This window comes from Haloarchaeobius litoreus (assembly GCF_024495425.1).
In the GTDB taxonomy this organism is placed as follows: domain Archaea; phylum Halobacteriota; class Halobacteria; order Halobacteriales; family Natrialbaceae; genus Haloarchaeobius; species Haloarchaeobius litoreus.
In genome coordinates, this window is sequence record NZ_JANHJR010000003.1 from 298,808 (window position 1) to 319,190 (window position 20,383).

Here is a 20,383-nt window from a genome sequence, read left to right on the forward strand (position 1 = left end):
GGTTATCGGAGTCGCCACACCCGAAGTGTTTTCACAGTTAGGGCCACGAAATAAACTGTGGCAGCGACCTACGTGCGACGGACTGCGATAACCAGACTGTCGGTCACGCGAGAGCAGCGCATAACGCTGGAGGAGACGATTGCCGAGTGGAAGCGTGGCTGTCAGCTCGCGACCGAGATGGCCTGGAACCGATGCCACACGAAGCAGGATGTGCAACCGCTGGCGTACGACGCTGTTCGCGAGAAGACACGTCTCGGGAGCCAGCACGCCGTGCTGGCGACCCACCAGGCAGCAGACGCGATCACCGGCTGTGTCGAACGACAGCGCACGGGGAAGAAGACCAGCAAACCTCGCTTCACCGCACCGACGGTGACCTACGACGCACGGACGATGACCCTGTTCGACGACGGGACGGTGTCGCTGGCGACGGTCGAGGACCGTGTCCGGTGTCCGCTCGTGCTTCCGGACGACGGGGACGGCTACCAGTGGCAGTTCCTCGATACCGACGAATGGGAGTTGACCGAGAGCACCCTCAAGGCGCGTGACGGCGCGTACTTCCTGCATCTCGGGTTCCGACGGCCGAATACCGGGCAAACGACCGCCGAGGACGGGACGGTCCTCGGGGTCGACCTCGGTATCGAGAACCTCGCCGTCACGAGCACCGCCTGCTTCGTGAACGGCCGCGAACTCACCCATCGGCTCTGTGAGTTCGAGCGGACACGCGCCGGACTCCAGCAGGCCGGCACGCGGAGCGCCCACCGGACACTCGACCGTGCGAGCGGACGCCAGCTCCGGTACGTCCGGGACGTGCTCCACAACGCAGCGAACGAAATCGTCGGAGAGGCACGGCGGTACGACTGCGACGTCATCGCTCTCGAAGACCTCACGGAGATTCGAACCCAGACCCGTGCGGCGTGGGGACACCGCTGGGCGTTCCGAACGCTCTCCGAGTACGTCGCCTACAAGGCGGAGGCGGTCGGCATCGCGGTCGAACGGGTCGAACCAGCGAACACGTCACGACGCTGTGTCGAGTGCGGGTTCACGGCCGCCGAGAACCGGCGTTCGCGCGACGAGTTCCGCTGCCAGGAGTGTGGCGCGGCAGCGAACGCGGACTACAACGCAGCGAAGAACATCGGTATGCGGTACGTCCGCAGGGGCCACCAGTCGTCCCGGCGGACGGGCGACGGTCGACTCGCCCTGAAGTCCGGAACTGTGACGCCGAACGGCGGATTCACCGCCTACCCCGACGGGTTCGAGGCCGAGTTCACGGACGAGTCCGCCCCATCGGAAGCGAAGTTGTAGACTGAGCGAAGCGGGGGTGGACAGTCGATATCCCGGCCTAGGCTTTTCTCGCGAGACACCCAATGGGAAGCGACAGCTCGTTCCGATAGAGCGTCCACCCCGACGAGGACTCCGTCACAGCACCGACCAATCACACTTCCAATCTGTCACGAACCATCAGAAAAATTCTTTGCGAACCGCGAACATAGAACTATCTGCATTCGAGGTGACCAGCAATGGCACTGCCCAGGAGTACACCGAACTCGTGGATGCAGAGCCTCGATTTCCCGAGCCAGCTGTTCCGAACCGGTCGTGACGACTACGAACTGTACGAGGAAGAGGACGAGTTCGTCCTGCGCGTCGAGCTCCCCGGGTTCGACCCCGAGGAGATCACCGTCGCGTGGGACGAGGGCGTCCTGAATATCGCGGCCGAGCAGGCGGACGAAGCCCGGAACCAGCGCAAGACGTACCACCGCCGGTTCCGGTTCCCGAAGGCCGTCGCGGACGACGACATCACGGCCGAGTACCACAACGGAATCCTCGAAGTGACGCTGCCGGTCGTCGCGGACGCGACCGCGACCGGCAAGCAGATTCCGGTCGAGAGCTGACCGGAGCCGCACCGTCCGGGGCCTCGACGGGGAGGTACGGGCTCCGGACCTCATTCTCGTCGCGATTACGCGTCGGAGTCAGACCCGGGTGGCTCCCCGTCGTCGTCGAGGAAGCCGTGGTACTGACAGACGTACTCGTCGCGGATGAGCTGTTCGTCGACGACCTTGAGTCCGAGCTCGTCGAGTTCCTGTGCGATCCGGTTGAGGTCGTCGTGGTCCGTCCCGATGGCGTTGACGTAGACGTTCCGCTCGCCGGTCATGATCTCGCGGACTGCGGTCACGCCGTCGACCTCCCGGGCGCGGTTCGCGAGCCTGTCGCGGTCGGGGACCGGCGCGGTGCAGATTATCTTCGTGTAGAGCGGGTAGCCGGCGAGGTCGTAGTCGATGTCGACGTGGTAGCCCCGGATGACGCCGCTCTTCTCCAGTGCGTTGAGGCGGGTCCGGACGGTGCTGGGCGAGATGTCGAGCTGCTCGGCGATGTCGCTCGACGAGGTGTGCCTGGCGTCCTGCTGGAGGTGGTAGAGGATGCGTCTGTCGACAGTGTCGAGTGTTCCGTCTTTCATCTACTGTCTGTGTCCTCGGCCAGCCAGGTATTCATTGTTTGGCTCCGGCCGCGGCCCCGTGAACGAGGCGTGACCGGGCAACGCCAGTTAGAAGACAGTAATGGATATTTATTCGGCTTTGTTTGACGGTTCGTCAAATAAATCGGCTAGTTTATGCTGTTCCGTCTCCGACAGTGGTGTACGCAGTCAGGTGTGGCCGCACGGACTCCGTCCGGCCAGCACCGAGATTGACCATGAGATATGCCTCGAACACACGCGGCCGAGACGAGCCATCGACAGCCAGTGCCGACGAGGCCTGGTACGTCCTCGGCGGCGGTCACGTCGGAGAACAGATCGCCAGATACCTCGGGGAAGCAGGCCACACCGCCAGCTTCGTCGACGACACCCACGAGTCGTCGGTGGTTCCGTCCCACAGCGTCGACCCCACCGACGTCAGGGCGCTCACCGAGACCGGCATCGGGCCCGGCTCGACGGTCGTGGTGACGACCGACGACGACGGGAGGAACCTGCTCGTGGCACAGCTCGTCCGGGTCCACCTGGAGCCGGACCGGATCGTCGTCCTGGCGAACAGTCCCGAAACGGTCCGTCTGCTCGAGGACGCGGGCCACGAGTCGATCTGTGCGACGACCGCCCTCTCGGTCAGCGTCACGGAGGCGTTATGAAGGAACTCGAACGGGACCTCGGGCTGCCGTCCGTCCTCGCCATCAGCATCGGCGCGATGATCGGGAGCGGCATCTTCATCCTCCCGGCGCTGGCACTGGGCATCGCGGGCCCGCTCGTCATCGTCGCCTACCTCCTGGCCGGAATCCTCGTCGTTCCCGCGGCGCTCTCGAAGTCGGAGATGGCGACGGCGATGCCGGAGGCCGGCGGGACGTACATCTACATCGAGCGTGGGATGGGCCCGCTGCTCGGCACGATCGCGGGCGTGGGAACGTGGTTCTCGCTCTCGTTCAAGGGAGCCCTCGCGCTCGTTGGCGGGGTGCCCTACCTGCTGTTGCTGTTCGACCTGCCGCTGAAGCCCGTCGCGCTCGGGCTCGCCTCGCTCCTGATCCTGGTGAACGTCGTCGGCGCGAAGCAGACCGGACAGCTCCAGCTCGGCATCGTCGTCGTGATGCTCGCCGCACTCGGCTGGTTCGCCGCCGGAAGCGCGCCCGCCGTCCAGTCGGCGAACTACGCGAACTTCTTCGACGCGGGCGTCGGCGGGCTCCTCGCCGCGACCGGGCTGGTGTTCGTCTCCTACGCGGGCGTGACGAAGGTCGCGAGCGTCGCCGAGGAGGTCGAGGACCCGGGCCGGAACATCCCGCTGGGCATCCTCGGGTCGCTCGCGTTCACGACCGTCCTGTACGTCGCCATCGTCGCCGTGCTGGTGGGGGTGACCGACCCCGGCAGCGTCGCCGGGTCGCTCACGCCCGTCGCGGTCGCGGCGGAGCAGACGCTCGGGCCCGCCGGCGTGTTCGCCGTCATCCTCGCCGCCATCCTCGCACTCATCTCGACCGCGAACGCGGGTATCCTCTCCTCGTCGCGCTACCCGTTCGCGATGAGCCGGGACAAACTCGCACCGCCGTCGCTCTCGTCCATCAGCGAGCGGTTCGGAACGCCCGTGACCTCCATCACCCTCACCGGAGCGGTGCTCCTCGTGCTCATCGCGTTCGTGCCGATCCTGGAGATCGCAAAGCTCGCGAGCGCGTTCCAGATACTCGTGTTCGCGCTCATCAACCTCGCCGTCATCGCCTTCCGTGAGGGGGAGGCGACGTACGAACCCGAGTTCACCTCGCCGCTGTACCCCTGGGTACAGATCTTCGGAGTCGTCGCCGGCGTCGCCCTGCTGACCCAGATGGGGACGGTCGCGCTCGTCGGGGCCGTCGTCATCACGGTCGCGAGCATCGGCTGGTACCTCCTCTACGTCCGACCGCGGGTCGACCGGGAGGGGACCGCGAAGGACGCCATCCGTCGGCAGGTCAGTCGCTCCGCACTGACCGACGTCGCGGACGGCCCGTCCGAGCCGACCCACGAGGTGCTCGTCGCCCTCACGAAGGACATCGGTGCAGACCGGGAGCGCTCGCTGGTCGCGCTCGCTGCCGACCTCGTCCGTCCACACGACGGGCGAGTGGTCGCGGTCCGCTTCGAGGAGGTCCCGGACCAGGCCCCGCTGACCGAGGAGATGACCGTGCAGTCCTCGTCGGACCTCTCGTTCGAGACGCGGGTCACGGAGCTCGCGGGCGAGTTCGGTGTGGACATCGAGGCCGACGAGGTCGTCAGCCACGACACGAAACACGCCATCGTCAACGTCGCCGCCGACCGCGGGGTCGACACGGTGCTCGCCGAGCACGAGCCGCTCCGGCTCCGCTCCCGGCTGTTCGGCGACCCCATCGACTGGGTCGTCCGCAACGCGCCGTGTGACGTGCTGCTCGTCGACAACCTCGGGTACGACCGCCCCCAGCACGTCGTCCTCGCGGGCGTCGGCCCGTACGACCCCCTCGCCGTCTCGGTCGCGGAGACCGTCGCCAGGGCCAACGACGGCCGTATCTCGCTCTGGTACCCCGTCGACAGCGACACCCCCGAGCAGTACCGGGCCACCGTCGGGGCGTACCAGTCCGACCTGTCGTCGCTCCTCTCCGTGCCGGTCGAGTCGACACCCGTCCGCACCGACGGTGGCCGCGAATCGCGCCCGGACGTGGTCGTCCGTCGCGGTGCCGACCACCGGCTCCGGAGCGTGCTGTTCGACGACCGTCCGGCGTTCCCGAGCCCGCAGTGTACGACCGTCACCGTCTACCCCACGCAGTCCGGGCGGCCCGGGCTCCTGCGCCGCCTGCTCGAACGGCTGGTGTACTGAGCCGGCACGGGTCGTCGACCGCACGCCAAAGATTGATGACTGGACGCGGAGCAGACGACGACATGGACGAAGTCGCCCGAACACGGTCCATCTACGAGTCCAACAGCGACGCCTTCGTCGAGAAGTACCGACGCGAGTCCATCGCCGAGCGGTTCGGCGAGCCCTTCTTCGACGCGCTCGACGGCCGGCGAATCCTCGACGTGGGCTGCGGTCCCGGCTCGGATGCGGAGACGTTCGCCGACCGCGGCGACGACGTGACCGGGCTGGACGTGACGCCGTCGTTCCTCGAAAGCGCCCGTACGAACGTCCCCGACGCCCGGTTCGCGCTGGGCGACATGCGCCACCTCCCGTTCGCCGACGACAGTTTCGACGGTGTCTGGGCCTGCGCGTCGCTGCTGCACGTGCCACGCGAGGACATGCCGGCGACGCTCGCGGAGTTCGCGCGGGTGCTCGACGACGGCGGGACCCTGTACTGCTCGCTGAAGCGCGGCGACGAGAGCGGCTTCGACGGGGACGGCCGGTTCTTCGAGCGCCACACGGCGGACGCGGTGCGCGAACTGCTGGTCGACGCCGGCTTCGACCCGACCCACGTCGAGACGGCCGACGCCGAGGAGGTCGCGAGCCAGGACGGCTGGGTGCAGGTGGTCGCTCGGGTGGCGTAGCGACGGGCGGACGCCTTTTGTCCGGCCGGTCCGAACGACGGGTGAATGCGCAGGTCCTCGTTGCTCGTCGTCGTCACACTCGCGATAGTCGCGCTGGCAGGCTGCACCGCGCTCGGTGCACAGGAGGCCGACCCGCCGGCGGGGGACGACTCGCTCGCGGCGGACCCCACCGTCACCGACCCGACGACGGACGTGCAGGGCTGGGAACGGGGCTACTGGCACAACGAGTCACTGGACGTCGACCCCGAGGACGGCCTGACCGAGGCCGAGCTGCAGGCGCTCGTCTCCCGCGCGATGGCCCGCGTCGAGGTCGTCAGGGACGTGGAGTTCGACGAGCCCGTCGACGTCGAGCTCATCAACCGCTCCGAGTACAGCGCGGGCGGCGGTGGCGACGGGTCGACGACGGCTGCCCAGCGCGCCGCCGCGGCCGAACGCGCTGCCGAGTTCGAGGCGCTGTTCGTCGTCGGCGAGACGACCGACGCGGGCGAGGCCGAGGAGGCGACCCGCGAGGCGTCCGTCCAGGGCTACTACGACACCCAGCAGGACCGCATCGTCGTCGTCTCGAACTCGGACTCGCCCAGACTGGCCGAGCTGACGCTTGGCCACGAACTCGTCCACGCCTACCAGTTCCGTGGGCCGCTCCGGCAGACCCGCATCCCCCAGAACATCTCGCAGGACGGCATCGTCGCGCTCCGGGCGCTCATCGAGGGCGACGCGAACTTCGCCGAGCGCCGGTACGAGGCGCGCTGTGGCGAGGAGTGGGACTGCCTGCGTCGAAGCGACTGGGCCGACGAGAGCAGCAGCGATTCGGACGGTGGCGACGGGGGCTCCGGTGGCGGCGGGGGCGGCGACGCAGCCGCCGGCAGCGCGGGTCCGAACGTGGGTATCTACCTCCAGTCGTACTTCCCGTACGCCGCGGGTGAGTCGATGGTCGCCGGGGTGTACGAGCGCGGGGGCTGGGACGGCGTCGCCGAACTCTACCAGGAACCGCCGCTGTCGAGCGAGCAGGTCATCCACTGGGACTCGGATCCGGAGGAGGCCGAGTCAGTCTCGGTCCCCGACCGCAGCAGCGACGACTGGGAGCGCGTGACCGCCGGCGAGCCGGCGGGCCGGACCCTCGGCGAGGCGAGCCTCGCGACGATGTTCGCCTACACGCTGTACGACGACCGGGAGGGGAGTCTCGTCGAGCGGGACGCGTTCCTCCGGCAGGACGGCCCGGGGCCACGGCTCACCTACGACCTCGCCCCGAGCGCCGGCTGGGGCGGCGACCGCCTGTACGCCTACCGCAACGGCGACGAGTCGGGCTACGTCTGGCGCATCGAGTGGGACTCCAGCGCCGAGGCTCGCGAGTTCGCGAGCGCGTATCGGGACCTCCTCGAGTACCACGGCGCAGGCCAGCGCGACGACGGCCGCTGGGTCGTTCCGGACGGTGAATTCGCCGATGCCTTCTCGGTCCGCGTCTCCGGCGAGACGGTGACCATCGTCAACGGGCCGGACCGGTCGGCGCTGTCGGAGGTGCATCCGGAGAACAGCCGGGTGACCGCAGCCGACGTCTCGCCCGCTCAGGGCGCGATCAACTCGACGGCGTGCGGAACCTCGCCGCCGAGCATCGCGTCGAGCTGCTCCTGACAGGACGTGCCGCTCGCGGCGACGACCGGCTCGTCGGCGAACTGGTCGGCGAGCTCCTCGCCGACGTCCATGCTCAGCTCGTAGTAGGTCTCCTTGTAGCCGAAGCTGCCGGCCATCCCGCAGCACTCCACGTCGGAGGTTCGGACCGTCGCGCCGCACGCTTCCAGCACGGCAACGGTGTACGGTTCGAGGTCGAGCGTGCGACCCTGGCAGTGGCTGTGGTAGGCGACGGCCTCCGGCGGGCTCCCGAGCGCGTCGGGCGAGCCACCGTTCTCCAGCAGGCCGTACACGTACTCCATGACCTCGTAGCTCGCGTCGGCCAGCCGGTCTGCGGATTTCGGGGTCAGGAGTCGCCCGTACTCCCGCTCGAACATCGCGAGCGCGGAGGGTTCGACGACCACCACGTCGCGCCCGGCGTCGATGTGTTCGGCCAGCCCGGCGTAGACGTGGTGGGCGTGGTCCTCCGCGGTGGAGATCATCCCCTGCGAGAGCGGCGCGCGCCCCGAGGACCGGACGCGGGGCACGTGGACGCGCACGTCCAGTGCCTCCAGCGCCCGGACCGCCGCCTTCCCGCGGTCGACCAGCACGTAGTTGGTGTACGCGTCGGGGTAGAGCACCGCCTCGCGCTCGGCGTCGTCGCTGGCGACTCGCGGCCCCCGTCCGTCGAACCAGTCGACCAACGTCTCCCGCTGGAACTTCGGTAAGTCTCGCCGACGGTCGACGCCGGCGAACCGTTCCATCCCGGCCCGGACCGGCCCGGCGTCGGCGAGCCAGTTCGAGACGGGGGCGGTCGCGCTGCCGAGCTTCGCGAGCCGCTCGAAGTTGCCGAACAGGCGCTTGTCCAGCGCGAGCCCGGACGGCTCCTCGTCCGGCGTCAGCCCGGAGACGAGGTGGTCGAACGTGTCCGGGTCGGCGTCTCGGTTCAGCCGGTCGCGGACGACCGTGTTGATCCACGGGATGTCGATCTTGACGGGGCAGGCGTCGACGCAGCGCGAGCAGCCGGTGCAGAGGTCGTTGAACTCGGCGGCGCTGTCCATGCCGTGGACGCCGGCCTCCCAGCCGGTCGCGATGCCGCCGGAGTACGTCTCGCCGCCGAAGCCGTGGCCGCCGACGGCCTGGAAGTTCGCACACGAGTTCGAGCACGCGCCACACCGGATGCAGTACAGCGTCTCCCGCAACTGGTCGTCCTCGCGCATCTCGGTGCGGCCGTTGTCGACGAGCACGAGGTGGAACTCCCGGTCGGGGTTCGGGTCGTCGGTCCTCGCGGTCGCCCCGGACGCGGCGGTCGAATCGCCGAACTCGATGGGCTCGTCCGACTCGAAGTCCAGCGTCGGCGAGGCCGTCGGTGGCGTGAACAGCGAGACGTACCGCGAGATGTCCTGCCCGGTCGCCGCCTTCGAGATGAGGTCGACGAACGGGCCGAAGTCGTCGACCGAGGGCAGTATCTTCTCGATGCCGGTGACGGCGACGTGCGTATCGGGCGTCACCGCGCACTTCCGGGCGTTGCCCTCGTTGGTCACGAGCGCCATCGAGCCCGACTCCGCGAAGACGAAGTTCGCGCCGGTCACACCCACGTCGGCCTCCCGGATGCGCTCGCCGAGGTAGTCCCGGGCGAACCGGGTCATCTCCTCGGCCGTCTCCAGCGGCTCGTCGGGCTCGAACACGTCGTTCAGCAGGTCGGCGATCTGTTCTCTGGACTTGTGCAGCGCCGGGCCGACGATGTGACTCGGCGTCTCGTCGGCCAGCTGTATCACGAACTCGCCCAGGTCCGTCTCGTAGGTGTCCACGCCGGCGGCCGCGAGCGCGTCGTTCAGGTCCAGCTCCTCCGTCGTCATCGACTTCGACTTCACGAGCGTCTCCGCACCCTGCTCCGCGCAGAGCTCGGTGACGTAGCGGTTCGCGTCGGCCGCGTCGTCGGCGACGTAGACGGTGCCGCCGTTTTCCTCGACCGACTCCCGCAGCCGCTCGATCAGGTCCGGCAGGTCCGCGATGGCGGCCTCCTTGATCGCGCGGGCCTCGTCGCGGGCGCTATCCCACGACTCGAACCGTTCGGCCGCATCGTAGCGGTCGCGGTTCTTCGAGCTGACCTTCGGACCGATGAGCGGCCCCTCCGTGTCGAGCAGATGCCGGATGTGAGCTGCCTTCCGCTTGCGTTCCGAACTCACTCGTCGCTCACCTCCTCGACGAGCACGACGTGGACCTCGTTCGGGCCGTGGACGCCCTCCACGAGCCCACCCATGTCCGCCGTCGCGGACGCTCCCGTCGCGAGCACGTGCGAGCCGCGACCGGCGGCGACCTCGTCGGCCAGCCAGTCGACCGCGTCGCGGCCGGTCGCCACGACATCCTCGGCTGCGAGGACGGCCACGTGTCGCTCCGGGTAGAGGCTCACGGGTTCGTCACCGCCCGCACTCGACCGTATCAGGACGCTCCCGTACTCGGCGATGCCGAGTCTGGCGGGCGTGACGCCCGTCGCCGCGTCCTGTAGCTCGCTCGGCGTGAACGTCGTCGCGACCGACTCGGGCAGGGCGGCGTCGACGTGCAGCGGCACACCGACCGCCGGGTCGTCGACCGCGTCGGCCAGTGTCGCCGGCAGGTCGTCGAGCGTCGTCTGGTCGTGCGAGACGCCGAGGTCGGCGAGCGCGTCCAGAAAGTCGTCGGTGACTGTCACTGTCCGATGCAACGTCACACACCGAGGTATCGTTGACGGAACTCCGCGTCCTCGCGGATGCGTTGGCTCGTCACCTCGTCGACGATGCGACCCTCGTCGAGCACGTAGTGCCGGTCCGCGATGGCGAGTGCGGCCGCGACGTTCTGCTCGACGAAGAACACCGTGATGCCCTGCTCGGCGTTGATGTCCGCGACGATGTCCTCGATGCGCCGGACGATGTACGGCGCGAGCCCCTCGAACGGCTCGTCGAGCAGCATCAGGTCCGGGTTCGCCGCGAGCGCGCGGGCGATGGCGAGCATCTGCTGTTCGCCGCCGCTCATGTTGCGGGCCTCCTTTCTGCGCATGTCGTCCAGCTCCGGGAAGAACGCGAGCGCCTCGTCCAGCCCGAGCGGGTTCTCGGCGTGGTTGATGGCGAGCCGGACGTTCTCCACGACCGAGAGCCGTGGGAAGCAGCGCCGCTTCTCGGGGACGATTGCGATGCCGGCGTTCGCCCGCCGGTGCGACGGCCACCCGACGATGGACTCGCCGCGGTAGCGAACGTCGCCGCCGAGTACGGCGGGCTCGTCCGCCCCCATGATTGCGTGCATCGTCGTCGTCTTCCCCGCGCCGTTGCGGCCGAGCAGGGAGACGAGCTCGCCCTCGTCGATGGCGAGGTCCACGTCGAACAGCACCTGCCCGGTCTCGTAGCCGGCTTCGAGGCCGTCGATTTCGAGCAGCGGGGTGGTCGGTTCCGTCGTGTCCGTTGCCGTGCTGGCGTCCCAGTCAGAGCTCATAGTTCCTCCCGCATACCGCCGAGGTACGCGTCCTGTACCGCGTCGTTCGCCTGTATCTCCTCGGGCGGCCCGGTCGCGATGACCGAGCCGCGGTTCAGCACCGAGATGCGGTCCGAGATGGAGAGCACGACGTCCATGTCGTGCTCGATGAGGACGACCGTCAGCCCGAGCTCGTCCCGTATCTCCTCGATGAGGGTCGCCGTCGCCGTCGTCGCGCCGGGACTCATCCCCGACGTGGGCTCGTCGAGCAGCAGCACCTCGGGGTCGGTCGCCAGCGCCATCGCGATGCCGAGGCGGCGCTGGTTGCCGTGGGGGAGGTTCTTCGCGAGCGTCGTCGGCGGGGCGTCGAGCCCGACCGTGTCGAGCAGTTCGAGTGCTCGCTCCCTGCCCACGGACCGATGGTCACGGAACAGGTCGAAGCTGAACGCGCCGCGCTGGGTCGTCTGGACGACCACGCGGACGTTCTCCAGTACCGTCTGGTCCTCGAACAGCTCGTTCGACTGGAACGACCGCGCCAGTCCGAGGTGCGGTCGCTCGTGCTCGGCGCGGTCGGTGACGTCCGCGCCGTCGAGGAACACCCGTCCGTCGGTCGGCGGGAGCGTCCCCATGATGGTGTTGAACAGCGTCGTCTTGCCCGCGCCGTTCGGGCCGATGATGGCCCGGAGCTCGCCGCGCTCGACGCCGAGCGAGACGTGGTCGACCGCCGTGACCTCGCCGAACGTCCGGTGCAGCTCGTCGGTCGCCAGCACGGCGTCGGTCGGGTCGACGGCGGGGTCCGGCGACGGCACCGCGTCGGCCTCGTGGCCGGCGTCCGTCGCTCCCACGTCGTCGGTAGCCTCGCCGGATGCGTCGGCGGTGTCGCTCATTCTGCCACCCCCTTGAGCCGACCGTAGAGGCCGCGCATCCAGTCACGCAGGTAGCCCCAGATGCCCTCCAGCGGGGCCACCACGACGATGACGACGAACAGCGCGCCGAGGAAGAAGTGCCAGTGCGTCAGCACCCCCGAGAGGTCGACGCTCGCGAACCCGAGGTGCAGCACCTCGAACTCGTTGAGGAACTCCTCGGCGAACTGCCAGACGAACACGCCCGCGATGGGGCCGAAGAAGTACCGGACTCCGCCGAGGACGGCCATCAGCACGGTGTCGCCGCTGGTGATGACGCTGAGGGTCTCCTGTGACGCGCCGTACCGGTCGACCATCAGCACCGACCCGGCGAGCGCCGAGAACGCGGCGCTGATGGTGAACGCCTGCACCTTGTACCGGGTCGTGTCGATACCCATCGCCCGTGCGAGGTCGCCGTTCTCGCGGATGGCGATGAGCGACCGCCCGAACGGCGAGCGAACGATCTGCCAGAGCGCGAGCATCGCGACGAGGAACACCACCGAGACGAACCAGTACCAGTCGACCTCGAGGCCCCCGAAGACGACGACGAGTTGGCCCCGGGTCGACTCGATCCACGACGGCAGCACGTTCTGCGTGACGCCGTTCGAGCCGCCGGTGAGGTTCAGCGGGTTCCGGTTCGCGGTGAACTCCACGGCCTGTGCGACCGCCAGCGTGAGGAAGGCGAAGTAGATCTCGCCCTTCTCGACGGTGAGCCGCCCGAGCAGGTAGCCGACCGTCGCCGCGACGCCGATGCCGATGGCGGCGGCGACCGGGAACGGCAGTTCGGGCGCGCCGGCCCGGCCGGAGACGCCGATGGCCGCGGCGTACATCCCGAAGCCGAGGAACATCGCATGCCCGAACGAGAGCAGCCCCGCGTAGCCGAAGAGCAGGTTGAACGCCGCGACGAACACCATCCAGATGAGGATGGTCGCCGCGACGGCCTCGTAGCCCAGCAACAGCGGGTGCGAGATGACCGGGCGCAACAGCAGGACGACCAGGACGAGCCCGAGCGGCACCCGGTAGCGCCAGAACAGCGCCCGGGCGCGGTCCAGCGTCTCGGTCGACCCGCCGCCGGTCGCCGTCTCGCCGCTCATTCGAGGAACCCCTCCTCGCCGAACAGCCCCCGTGGCCGGTACAGCAGGATGAGTATCATCACGAGGTACGGGACGAGGTCCCGGATCTGGAGCGCCAGCCACGGCTGGTTCGTCACCTCCGCGAGCGCGGTGAGCACGACCGGCGTGAGGTACGCCGACACGCCGATGAGGATGCCGCTCACCACGCTCCCGAACAGGCTCCCGATACCCCCGACCACGACGACCACGAACGCGAGGATGACGAACGTCTCGCCCATCGTCGTCCGCATGCCCGTCTCGGCGGAGTACAGCACGCCGGCGAAGCCGGCCAGCGCCGCCCCGAGGAAGAACATCGCGGTGAAGCGAACCGGGAGGTTCACCCCGACGAACTCGGTCATCTCGCCGTCCTGGACCCCGGCCCTGACCGTGAGCCCGAAGTCGGTCCGCGAGATGAGCAGGTACACCGCGACGATGGTGACGACCGCCACGCCGACCAGGAACAGCCGGTAGGTCGGCACCGTCGTCACGCCGAGGTCCGTCCCGCGCGTGAGCACCGCCGGTCGGGAGATCTCGAGCGGGGCGGTCCCCCAGTACGCACGGATGACCTCCTCGATCATCATCGTCAGGCCGAACGTCGCGAGCAGGCTGACGATGGGGTCCGAGCCGTAGAGGTATCGCAGCACGGTGATCTCCAGGACGACGCCGACCACGCCGACGATGAGCGGTGCGAGTATCAGCGCCGCCCAGAACGGCAGGCCGAGCGTGACGACGACCGAGTACGAGAGGTACGCCCCCAGCATGAAGAACGCGCCGTGGGCGAAGTTGACGATACCCATCAGGCCGAGGATGAGCGAGAGCCCGAGCGTGACGAGCACGAGCACCATCCCGTACACGAGGCCGCCGATGGCCTGGTCGATGAACAGCCCCGGCTCGACCGCGAACGTGACCGCAAGCAGGACGATGGTGAGGACCGCGGCGGCCCACCAGGCTGGCGAGACCGTCGCGAGGTCCTCACGGGTGAGTTCCGTCGTGCTCATCGATCACATCGAACAGCCGGTCTCGGACACCGGGCGCGCCACGTCGTCGCCGTCGAACGTGTTCACGACCTGGAACCACCGCTTGTAGGGGTCCTCGGACATCTCCTCGACCGGCAGCGCCTCCACGGTGTAGGTGGGCTGGATGAGCTGGTGGTCGCCCTCGCGCCAGTACATCCCGCTGTCGCCGCCCTTGATGTCGGCGGCCACGGACGTCACCTCGTGGCCCTCCAGAGCCCCGCGCATGTCGTCGGCGTTGGTCGAGTCCGCCCGCACGGCCGCGCGCACCGCCTGGTCCATCGAGAGGTACCCGAGGAAGTGCCGGACGTACGGGTCCGTGTCCGAGTACTCCGCGACCCGCTCGCAGAAGTCGACGCTCGCGTCGGTGTCGACCGCCGGCCCCCAGACCTGCCCCGCCGAGTCGAGGATTCCGGCCGACTCACGGTCCAGTCCCCAGAAGACGGCGTCCTCGAGCTGGTGCATCGCGAGCGTGTAGTTCCCCTGCATGCCCTGTGAGACCAGCTGGTTCGTCGCCTTCCGCAGGTCCAGTCCGGCGATGAGCATCCCGATGCCCTCCGCGCCGGAGTTGTCCGCCTCGTTCAGGTACGGCGAGTAGTCGTCCGCCGGGAACGGCGTCGCCGACCGCCCGACGACCTCCTTGCCCTGCTCCTCGAGGATGCGGGTCACCGCCGACTGTGCGGTCTGGCCCCACGCGTAGTCCGAGTAGAGCAGGTACCAGCTGTCCGCGCTCTCGGCCATCTCCGCGCCGATGCTCGCCGCGAGCATGGAGTTCGACGCCGTTGGACGGAACGAGTACGGCCCGCACGCCTCGCCGGTCAGGCCGTCCCCGTGTGCCCCCGTCGGCATGTAGATGACCTCGTTCTCGTTCGCCCAGGAGGCCATCGCCTGCGCGGCGCTCGACGAGACAGCCCCCATCGTGAAGTCCGCCTCGGCCTCGGTGACCATCCGCTGGAGCTGGCTCACGCCCGTCTGCGGGTCGAGCTGCGTGTCGCCCTCTTCGACCGTGATGCTGACGTCGAGTTCCTCCTCCAGGTCCTCGGCCGCGAGCATCGCCCCGTCCAGAGCTGACTGGCCGAACACCGCGAACGGCCCCGACAGCGACGTTGCGTAGCCGACCGTCAGCTCGTTGGCCCCGCCCTCGCCACCACCGCCGCCGAGACAGCCCGCGAGTCCACCGATACCTGCCGCGCCAGCCGCGCGGAGTACCGTGCGCCTGTCCACCGTTTCCCGAGTGTTGTTGCCACTCATGAACTGGACTAACAATCGACCATAAATAAACCTACGTAGTGAAATCGAGTGTGGACGGCGGGTTCAGCCTGTCAGACCGGTGGGTTCAAGCCACTCGAACGAACGGCCGTCACGACCGTCACGTCGAAAGGGGACCGACGGGGGCCACTGAACGACGCCGCATCGCCCGGCCGTCCCGGGACTATCTTTTTTACCCCCCGCTCGCGTAGCGTCCCCCATGAAGTTCGTTATCGTGGGATACGGTCGCGTCGGAACGAGAACCTGCCGCATCCTCAGCGAGGAGGGCCACGACGTCGTCGTGGTCGACAACGACCCTGACCGCGTGGCCCGCGCGCGCAACGACGGCTTCACCGTCGTCGAGGGTGACGCCGAGAACGAGGACGTACTCCAGGAGGCCGGCATCGCCGACGCCGACGCCATCGCCGCGCTCACGCCCGACCTGAACGCGAACTTCACCGCCTGCATGATCGGGAAGCACAACGGCGCGCGGACCGTCCTCCGCATCGACGAGGACTACCGCGAGGACATCTACGAGAAGTACGCCAGCGACGTCGACGAGGTCATCTACCCCGAGCGGCTGGGTGCCGCCGGCGCGAAGACCGCGATGCTCGGCGGCGACTTCAACGTCCTCGCCGACGTGACCGAGAACCTGCAGTTCTCCGTCTTCGAGATTCCCGAAGATTCGAAGCTCGTCGGCAAGCGCGTCGTCGAGGTCGACCTGCCCGAGCAGGCGCGCGTCTACGCCCACGGGCCGAGCGACGGCCCGCTCACGATTCCGCTCCCCTCGACGTCGATCGACGCGGGCGACCGACTCGCCGTCGTCGTCGAACAGACGGGTGTCGACTCGGTACGGCAGGCACTCACCGCGGCCTGAGGTCGTGTCGGCGGAAAGGGGGGGAAGAGACAGCTACCGGGCGCGCGACGTTTAGGATGGGAGTTCGAGGCCGTCGTGCGCGCCCTACCGGTGCGTGACCTCGATTGGCCTTAAAGTTACGTCAGACGTTCGTCACACGGTGGCGGCGATACCCCACCAGCGGTTCGCTTTTGACGCCCCGCCGACTCACTCCCACCATGCAAGGCACCGGACTGCCGCTCGTGACACCCTTCGACGAGGCGGGCGACGTGGACGAACCCGCGCTCCGCGCGCTCGTCGACCGTGTCACCGACGCCGGCGTCGACTTCATCGTCCCGTGTGGGTCGAACAGCGAGGCACCACTGCTCACCGCGGCAGAGCGCCGGCGCGTCGTCGAGATCGTCGCCGACCGGAGCGACGTCCCCGTCCTCGCCGGCACGGGCCAGCCGGGCTACCGCGAGACACTCGCCGACACCGAGGCTGCCGGCGCGGCCGGTGCCGACGCCGCGCTCGTGGTCACCCCGTACTACTTCCGGCACGACCAGAGGGCGCTCGCGTCGTACTACCGCGACCTCGCCGACGAGAGCCCCATCCGGGTCTACCTCTACAGCGTGCCGAAGTACACCGAGACGGCGCTCGACCCGCGCACCGTCGAGTCGCTGGCGACGCACCCGAACGTCGGCGGCATCAAGGACTCCAGCGGGAACCTCGAACGACTCCAGCGCACGGCCGCCATGACCGAAGACGCCGACTTCTCCGCCCTCGTCGGGAGCGGGAGCATCTACGCCGCCGGCCTCGACCACGGTGCAGCCGGCGGGGTGCTCGCGCTGGCGAACGTCGTCCCCGGCCTCGCGAGCGACATCTACGACCGTCACACCGAGGGCGACGCCGACGGCGCACGCGACCTGAACCGGTCGCTCGTCGAGCTGAACCGCGCGGTCACCGCCCGGTACGGCGTCCCCGGACTGAAAGCCGCGATGCGCTCGCGGTCGCTCCCCGCCGGGCACGTGCGACGGCCGTTCCGCCCGGTCGACGAGGACGCCGCGACCGAGCTCGCCGAACTCGTGGAGGCCGCACGATGAGCTGGGGCGAGCTGTTCGACCGGGCCGCCGAATACGACGTGACCGTCGAGGACGTGCGCGAGACGCTCACCGAGCACCGTCGCGAGAGGGGCGACGAGAACGCCGACGACGGAGGCGACGATGAGCGCTGAGTCGGCCGCCCGCGTCGTCGCCGACGCCGACGTGCTCGCCGCCGACGTCTGCTGTGGCGGGGCGAGCCGTGCGGCCATGGACCACGTCCGGCGACACGACTGGGTGACCCTCGTCGCGAGCGACCACCTGCTCGACGACGCCGAGGCGGTCCTCTCGGAGCTGACGGACGCGTCGCTCGCGGCGGACTGGCGCGAGCGCATCGAGGCCGAGCGCGAGCCGGTGGACCATCCAGCGACGGACCATCCCGGACTGGCGTCGGCCTACCGCGGGCAGGCCGCCCACCTCCTGAGCTTCGACGAGGGACTCGGGAGCGTCGACGCCGGGGCGAACCTGAACCGCCGGATGTCGCTCAGCGTCCGGACGCCGGACGCGTTCGCGCGGCTGTTCGACGCCGAGAGCCTGTACGAGGCCGTCGTCGGTGGCGAGTACCCTGGGCCGGACCGCGACCCGAGAGCCTGATCAGGTCCGTTCGAAGGTTCGCTTCAGGAGGACGTAGACGAGCGCGAGGTCCACGGGTGCGACCGCGAGGAGGACCCAGTATACCGAGGAGTCAGACACGAAGAGCACTCCAGCCGCCAGGAGGAGCATGATGGCACTTCCGGTGGCGGCGAACAGGGCAGCCTGATGGGGACCGAGTCGCTGGACCATCGAGTCGGAGGACATCACCGAAACCGCGGGACGTGGCCCCGATAGAACTTCCGATTACCGCTCCTCGTTGACCCGCCGGGCGACCCGCCGGAGGATCGGTCGTGGCGTCACCCGCGAGAGCAGGTAGAGCGCCTTCATCGGCAGCCCGGGGACGACGACCGGCTTGCCCTTCATCAGTCCCGTGTAGCCCGCCTTGGCGACGTCCTCGACGGGTTGTTTGTACGTCGAGCCGACCGCGGAGTCCTCCATGCCGGCGCGGGACTGGAAGTCGGTGTCGACTGGCCCGGGGGCCAGAACCGTCGCGGAGACGCCGGTGTCGCGCAGTTCCTCGGCGAGCGCCTCGGTGAAGGAGTTGACGTAGGCCTTGCTTGCGTAGTAGCCGGCCATGAACGGCCCGGGCTGGAAGCCGGCCGTCGAGCCGACGTTGAGGATCTTCCCGTGGTCGCGGTCGGTGAAGTCGTCGAGGAACAACCGGGTGAGCTCGACGAGCGTGACGACGTTCAGCCGCAGCTGGGTGCGCTCCTCGTCAAGGTCGGCGTCGGCGAACGGCCCGTAGGTGCCGATACCAACGTTGTTCACGAGGATGCCGACCCCGAGGTCGCGCTCGTGGACCGCGTCGTACAGCTCCTGGCTCGCGCCGTCCCGGTCGAGGTCCATCGCGAGCGGCGTCACGTCGACGGCGTACCGGGATTCGATTTCCTCGGCCACCCCGTCGAGGATGTCCTCGCTGCGGGCGACGGCGACGACGTCGTGGCCGTGGCGGGCGAACTGTCTGGCGAGCTCGCGGCCGATGCCGCTGGACGCGCCGGTGATGAGGGCGGTGTCGCGTGTCATATCGGCAACGGCGGACGCCGGGAGAGTAACGCTTCGGGTTTCGGCTGGACCGACGGAGAGTCCGGACTGGCGGACAGGGAGTAGCGGACAGGCGGCGCGGCAGTGCCCCCGGCGGTGCGCCACGCACCCGCCTCGGCCGCCGGGGGCCGGTAGTCAGTACACGCCGAGCCTGGCCCCGGCTTCGGACTTGAACTGTCGGGTGACCGGTGAGGAACTAGCGGGGGCCCTTGCGCTCCGCCGGCTCGGCGGCGAGCCAGTCCGCGAACTTCGCCAGCGCGCGACCGCGATGGCTGATGGCGTTCTTCTCGGCGGTGCTCATCTCGGCCATGGTCTGTCCGTCGTGCTCGAAGATGGGGTCGTAGCCGAACCCGCCGTCGCCGCGCGGGTCGACGATACGGCCCTGAACTGCGCCCTCGAACGTGTTGACCTCGTCGCCGTCGCAGTACGCGAGGACGGTCCGGAAGCGCGCGCGGTCGTCGTCGGCGGTGGCGACGAGGTCGCGCACGCCCTGCACGCCGACGGTGTCCTGGACGTAGGCCGAGTACGGGCCGGGGAAGCCGTCGAAGGCGTCGCAGAACAGCCCGGCGTCGTCGACCAGCACGGGCTCCTCGCCGCCGAGGTGTTCGAACGCCTCGCGGGCGCCGTGGGCGGCGATGTCGCCGAGGTCGTCGCTCTGTATCTCGGTGTAGTCGTAGTTCACCTGCTCGACGGGCTCGGCGAGGTACTCGCGGGCCTCGCGGACCTTCCCCTCGTTGCTCGTCACGAAGCGAATCGTCATGCGATAGCGTCGGCGGGTCGGGGCCAAAGAGCCGTCGGTCGCGGGCGAGCCGCGACGGACGGGCGTCAGCAGTCGAGGTCGCCGAGCAGCTCCGCGGCGGCCTTCTGGAGGTGTTCGGCGGCGGTGCCCGTCGAGCAGTCGAGCTCGTCTGCCACGTCGGCGACCGTCGCCTCGCGAGGAACCTCGTAGTAGCCCAGATCCTGTGCCGCCTGGACGGCCTCGCGCTGGCGGTTGGTGAGTCGCGCCCCGGCGGCTGCGGGGTCGGCGGCGTACTCGCCGACGCGTTCGATGTCCACACGGATGCCGTCCGGCGTCGCCTCGAACACCTCCCGAAGGCGGTCGGGCTCCCCGAGGACGCCGATGGACACCGAGCGGTCCATCCGGTAGGACAGCGGCGGAACGGCCGCGATGCTCGGTCGCGAGAACGCCGCCATCAGGCCCTCGCCGGTCTCGTCGGGGTCGTCCATGACGTAGACGTAGAAGCGGTCGTCACCGAGCGGGGCCACCTCGAACGACCGGACGCCATCGACCTCCCGCAACGCCGCCTCGTACGGCTCGCGGGGGCCGCGGACGTGGAAGAGGAGCGTGTTCGCGTCGGGCGTGGCGAAGTTCCAGTTGACGAGGTCGTACTCGTCGTACCCCCCGTGGTCGCAGACGAACTCGTGCATCGGGTGGATGGTCTCCGCCGAGTGCCTGAGTGTGACCTGCAGGTACTTCATCGACCACGGGTTCGCACGTGTGACTTAAATCCCCTAGCGACTGCGACCGAAGCGCCGTGGCAC

The 20,383-nt window shown here is 69.1% G+C and carries 22 protein-coding genes; 10 read left to right on the top strand and 12 right to left on the bottom strand.

Translation table 11 applies throughout. The features are described from left to right. The first annotated feature begins 57 nt into the window (after positions 1–57). Both NOW55_RS13975 and NOW55_RS13980 read left to right on the top strand, forming a co-directional pair. A complete protein-coding gene (locus NOW55_RS13975; RefSeq protein ID WP_256400729.1) occupies positions 58–1,302 on the top strand; it encodes an RNA-guided endonuclease InsQ/TnpB family protein in 1,245 nt (414 codons plus the stop codon). Positions 1,303–1,517: 215 nt separating this feature from the next. Continuing rightward, entirely contained in the window at positions 1,518–1,889 is a 372-nt protein-coding gene (locus NOW55_RS13980; protein ID WP_256400730.1) for an Hsp20/alpha crystallin family protein, read from the top strand. Between the two features lie 65 nt (positions 1,890–1,954). On the opposite strand, the gene NOW55_RS13985 is transcribed toward NOW55_RS13980, so the two are convergent. Next, positions 1,955–2,452, bottom strand: coding sequence for an Lrp/AsnC family transcriptional regulator (locus NOW55_RS13985; RefSeq protein WP_256400731.1), 498 nt, complete (start codon positions 2,450–2,452; stop codon positions 1,955–1,957). Between the two features lie 233 nt (positions 2,453–2,685). Here NOW55_RS13985 and NOW55_RS13990 point away from each other — a divergent pair, with 233 nt between their 5' ends. The 4 genes from NOW55_RS13990 (at position 2,686) to NOW55_RS14005 (ending at position 7,576) form a co-directional block, all read left to right on the top strand. Next, positions 2,686–3,114 carry an NAD-binding protein gene (locus NOW55_RS13990; RefSeq protein ID WP_256400732.1) on the top strand — a complete coding sequence of 143 codons (429 nt, stop codon included), beginning with the start codon at positions 2,686–2,688 and terminating at the stop codon, positions 3,112–3,114. Next, positions 3,111–5,285, top strand: coding sequence for an amino acid permease (locus tag NOW55_RS13995; RefSeq protein ID WP_256400733.1), 2,175 nt, complete (start codon positions 3,111–3,113; stop codon positions 5,283–5,285). The genes NOW55_RS13990 and NOW55_RS13995 overlap by 4 nt, the downstream gene beginning before the upstream one ends. A 62-nt stretch (positions 5,286–5,347) precedes the next feature. Beyond that, positions 5,348–5,947: a class I SAM-dependent methyltransferase gene (locus tag NOW55_RS14000; RefSeq protein WP_256400734.1), complete on the top strand. Its 600-nt coding sequence runs from the start codon at positions 5,348–5,350 to the stop codon at positions 5,945–5,947. Positions 5,948–5,992: 45 nt separating this feature from the next. Then, entirely contained in the window at positions 5,993–7,576 is a 1,584-nt protein-coding gene (locus NOW55_RS14005; RefSeq protein WP_256400735.1) for an Hvo_1808 family surface protein, read from the top strand. Here the strand turns inward: NOW55_RS14005 and NOW55_RS14010 are convergent. Genes NOW55_RS14010 through NOW55_RS14040 form a run of 7 tightly spaced genes read right to left on the bottom strand, consistent with a single transcriptional unit; the run spans position 7,510 to position 15,274 of the window. Further along, on the bottom strand, positions 7,510–9,741 hold the full coding sequence (locus tag NOW55_RS14010; protein WP_256400736.1) for an LUD domain-containing protein: 2,232 nt from the start codon (positions 9,739–9,741) through the stop codon (positions 7,510–7,512). The two genes, NOW55_RS14005 and NOW55_RS14010, sit on opposite strands and share 67 nt — an antisense overlap. Further along, entirely contained in the window at positions 9,738–10,244 is a 507-nt protein-coding gene (locus NOW55_RS14015; protein ID WP_256400737.1) for an LUD domain-containing protein, read from the bottom strand. The genes NOW55_RS14010 and NOW55_RS14015 overlap by 4 nt, the downstream gene beginning before the upstream one ends. Before the next feature lie 14 nt (positions 10,245–10,258). Then, on the bottom strand, positions 10,259–11,017 hold the full coding sequence (locus tag NOW55_RS14020) for an ABC transporter ATP-binding protein (RefSeq protein WP_256400738.1): 759 nt from the start codon (positions 11,015–11,017) through the stop codon (positions 10,259–10,261). Continuing rightward, a complete protein-coding gene (locus tag NOW55_RS14025; protein ID WP_256400739.1) occupies positions 11,014–11,883 on the bottom strand; it encodes an ABC transporter ATP-binding protein in 870 nt (289 codons plus the stop codon). The genes NOW55_RS14020 and NOW55_RS14025 overlap by 4 nt, the downstream gene beginning before the upstream one ends. After that, positions 11,880–12,992, bottom strand: a complete 1,113-nt coding sequence (locus tag NOW55_RS14030) for a branched-chain amino acid ABC transporter permease (protein ID WP_256400740.1) — start codon at positions 12,990–12,992, stop codon at positions 11,880–11,882. The genes NOW55_RS14025 and NOW55_RS14030 overlap by 4 nt, the downstream gene beginning before the upstream one ends. Next, positions 12,989–14,008, bottom strand: a complete 1,020-nt coding sequence (locus NOW55_RS14035) for a branched-chain amino acid ABC transporter permease (RefSeq protein WP_256400741.1) — start codon at positions 14,006–14,008, stop codon at positions 12,989–12,991. Before NOW55_RS14035 ends, NOW55_RS14030 begins: the two co-directional genes overlap by 4 nt. A 3-nt stretch (positions 14,009–14,011) precedes the next feature. Beyond that, complete coding sequence (locus tag NOW55_RS14040; protein WP_256400742.1) at positions 14,012–15,274, bottom strand: ABC transporter substrate-binding protein; 1,263 nt, start codon at positions 15,272–15,274, stop codon at positions 14,012–14,014. A gap of 217 nt (positions 15,275–15,491) precedes the next feature. Between NOW55_RS14040 and NOW55_RS14045 the strand changes: the two genes are divergently transcribed. From NOW55_RS14045 to NOW55_RS14060, 4 genes are all read left to right on the top strand, one after another. Continuing rightward, on the top strand, positions 15,492–16,148 hold the full coding sequence (locus tag NOW55_RS14045) for a potassium channel family protein (protein ID WP_256400743.1): 657 nt from the start codon (positions 15,492–15,494) through the stop codon (positions 16,146–16,148). Positions 16,149–16,345: 197 nt separating this feature from the next. Beyond that, a complete protein-coding gene (locus NOW55_RS14050; RefSeq protein ID WP_256400744.1) occupies positions 16,346–17,209 on the top strand; it encodes a dihydrodipicolinate synthase family protein in 864 nt (287 codons plus the stop codon). Beyond that, a complete protein-coding gene (locus tag NOW55_RS14055; protein ID WP_256400745.1) occupies positions 17,206–17,340 on the top strand; it encodes a hypothetical protein in 135 nt (44 codons plus the stop codon). Before NOW55_RS14050 ends, NOW55_RS14055 begins: the two co-directional genes overlap by 4 nt. Further along, entirely contained in the window at positions 17,330–17,800 is a 471-nt protein-coding gene (locus tag NOW55_RS14060) for a DUF7384 family protein (RefSeq protein ID WP_256400746.1), read from the top strand. Before NOW55_RS14055 ends, NOW55_RS14060 begins: the two co-directional genes overlap by 11 nt. Here the strand turns inward: NOW55_RS14060 and NOW55_RS14065 are convergent, their stop codons facing one another. From NOW55_RS14065 to NOW55_RS14080, 4 genes are all read right to left on the bottom strand, one after another. Then, complete coding sequence (locus NOW55_RS14065) at positions 17,801–18,004, bottom strand: hypothetical protein (protein WP_256400747.1); 204 nt, start codon at positions 18,002–18,004, stop codon at positions 17,801–17,803. 39 nt (positions 18,005–18,043) lie between these two features. Continuing rightward, the gene (locus NOW55_RS14070; RefSeq protein ID WP_256400748.1) at positions 18,044–18,823 is read right to left on the bottom strand and encodes an SDR family NAD(P)-dependent oxidoreductase; all 780 of its coding nucleotides are present in this window, start codon (positions 18,821–18,823) and stop codon (positions 18,044–18,046) included. Positions 18,824–19,037: 214 nt separating this feature from the next. Continuing rightward, entirely contained in the window at positions 19,038–19,601 is a 564-nt protein-coding gene (locus NOW55_RS14075) for an XTP/dITP diphosphatase (RefSeq protein WP_256400749.1), read from the bottom strand. Positions 19,602–19,666: 65 nt separating this feature from the next. After that, positions 19,667–20,320 (bottom strand): helix-turn-helix domain-containing protein, encoded by a 654-nt coding sequence (locus NOW55_RS14080; RefSeq protein WP_256400750.1) that lies wholly within the window; start codon positions 20,318–20,320, stop codon positions 19,667–19,669. Between the last annotated feature and the right edge of the window lie 63 nt (positions 20,321–20,383).

What these genes read in the sequence shown, in the direction of transcription:
- NOW55_RS13980 (WP_256400730.1), top strand. Translation starts at nt 1,518, where the DNA reads ATGGCACTGCCCAGGAGTACACCGAACTCGTGGATGCAGAGCCTCGAT.
- NOW55_RS13985 (WP_256400731.1), bottom strand. Translation starts at nt 2,452, where the DNA reads ATGAAAGACGGAACACTCGACACTGTCGACAGACGCATCCTCTACCAC.
- NOW55_RS13990 (WP_256400732.1), top strand. Translation starts at nt 2,686, where the DNA reads ATGAGATATGCCTCGAACACACGCGGCCGAGACGAGCCATCGACAGCC.
- NOW55_RS13995 (WP_256400733.1), top strand. Translation starts at nt 3,111, where the DNA reads ATGAAGGAACTCGAACGGGACCTCGGGCTGCCGTCCGTCCTCGCCATC.
- NOW55_RS14000 (WP_256400734.1), top strand. Translation starts at nt 5,348, where the DNA reads ATGGACGAAGTCGCCCGAACACGGTCCATCTACGAGTCCAACAGCGAC.
- NOW55_RS14005 (WP_256400735.1), top strand. Translation starts at nt 5,993, where the DNA reads ATGCGCAGGTCCTCGTTGCTCGTCGTCGTCACACTCGCGATAGTCGCG.
- NOW55_RS14020 (WP_256400738.1), bottom strand. Translation starts at nt 11,017, where the DNA reads ATGAGCTCTGACTGGGACGCCAGCACGGCAACGGACACGACGGAACCG.
- NOW55_RS14025 (WP_256400739.1), bottom strand. Translation starts at nt 11,883, where the DNA reads ATGAGCGACACCGCCGACGCATCCGGCGAGGCTACCGACGACGTGGGA.
- NOW55_RS14030 (WP_256400740.1), bottom strand. Translation starts at nt 12,992, where the DNA reads ATGAGCGGCGAGACGGCGACCGGCGGCGGGTCGACCGAGACGCTGGAC.
- NOW55_RS14035 (WP_256400741.1), bottom strand. Translation starts at nt 14,008, where the DNA reads ATGAGCACGACGGAACTCACCCGTGAGGACCTCGCGACGGTCTCGCCA.
- NOW55_RS14040 (WP_256400742.1), bottom strand. Translation starts at nt 15,274, where the DNA reads ATGAGTGGCAACAACACTCGGGAAACGGTGGACAGGCGCACGGTACTC.
- NOW55_RS14045 (WP_256400743.1), top strand. Translation starts at nt 15,492, where the DNA reads ATGAAGTTCGTTATCGTGGGATACGGTCGCGTCGGAACGAGAACCTGC.
- NOW55_RS14050 (WP_256400744.1), top strand. Translation starts at nt 16,346, where the DNA reads ATGCAAGGCACCGGACTGCCGCTCGTGACACCCTTCGACGAGGCGGGC.
- NOW55_RS14055 (WP_256400745.1), top strand. Translation starts at nt 17,206, where the DNA reads ATGAGCTGGGGCGAGCTGTTCGACCGGGCCGCCGAATACGACGTGACC.
- NOW55_RS14060 (WP_256400746.1), top strand. Translation starts at nt 17,330, where the DNA reads ATGAGCGCTGAGTCGGCCGCCCGCGTCGTCGCCGACGCCGACGTGCTC.
- NOW55_RS14065 (WP_256400747.1), bottom strand. Translation starts at nt 18,004, where the DNA reads ATGTCCTCCGACTCGATGGTCCAGCGACTCGGTCCCCATCAGGCTGCC.
- NOW55_RS14070 (WP_256400748.1), bottom strand. Translation starts at nt 18,823, where the DNA reads ATGACACGCGACACCGCCCTCATCACCGGCGCGTCCAGCGGCATCGGC.
- NOW55_RS14075 (WP_256400749.1), bottom strand. Translation starts at nt 19,601, where the DNA reads ATGACGATTCGCTTCGTGACGAGCAACGAGGGGAAGGTCCGCGAGGCC.
- NOW55_RS14080 (WP_256400750.1), bottom strand. Translation starts at nt 20,320, where the DNA reads ATGAAGTACCTGCAGGTCACACTCAGGCACTCGGCGGAGACCATCCAC.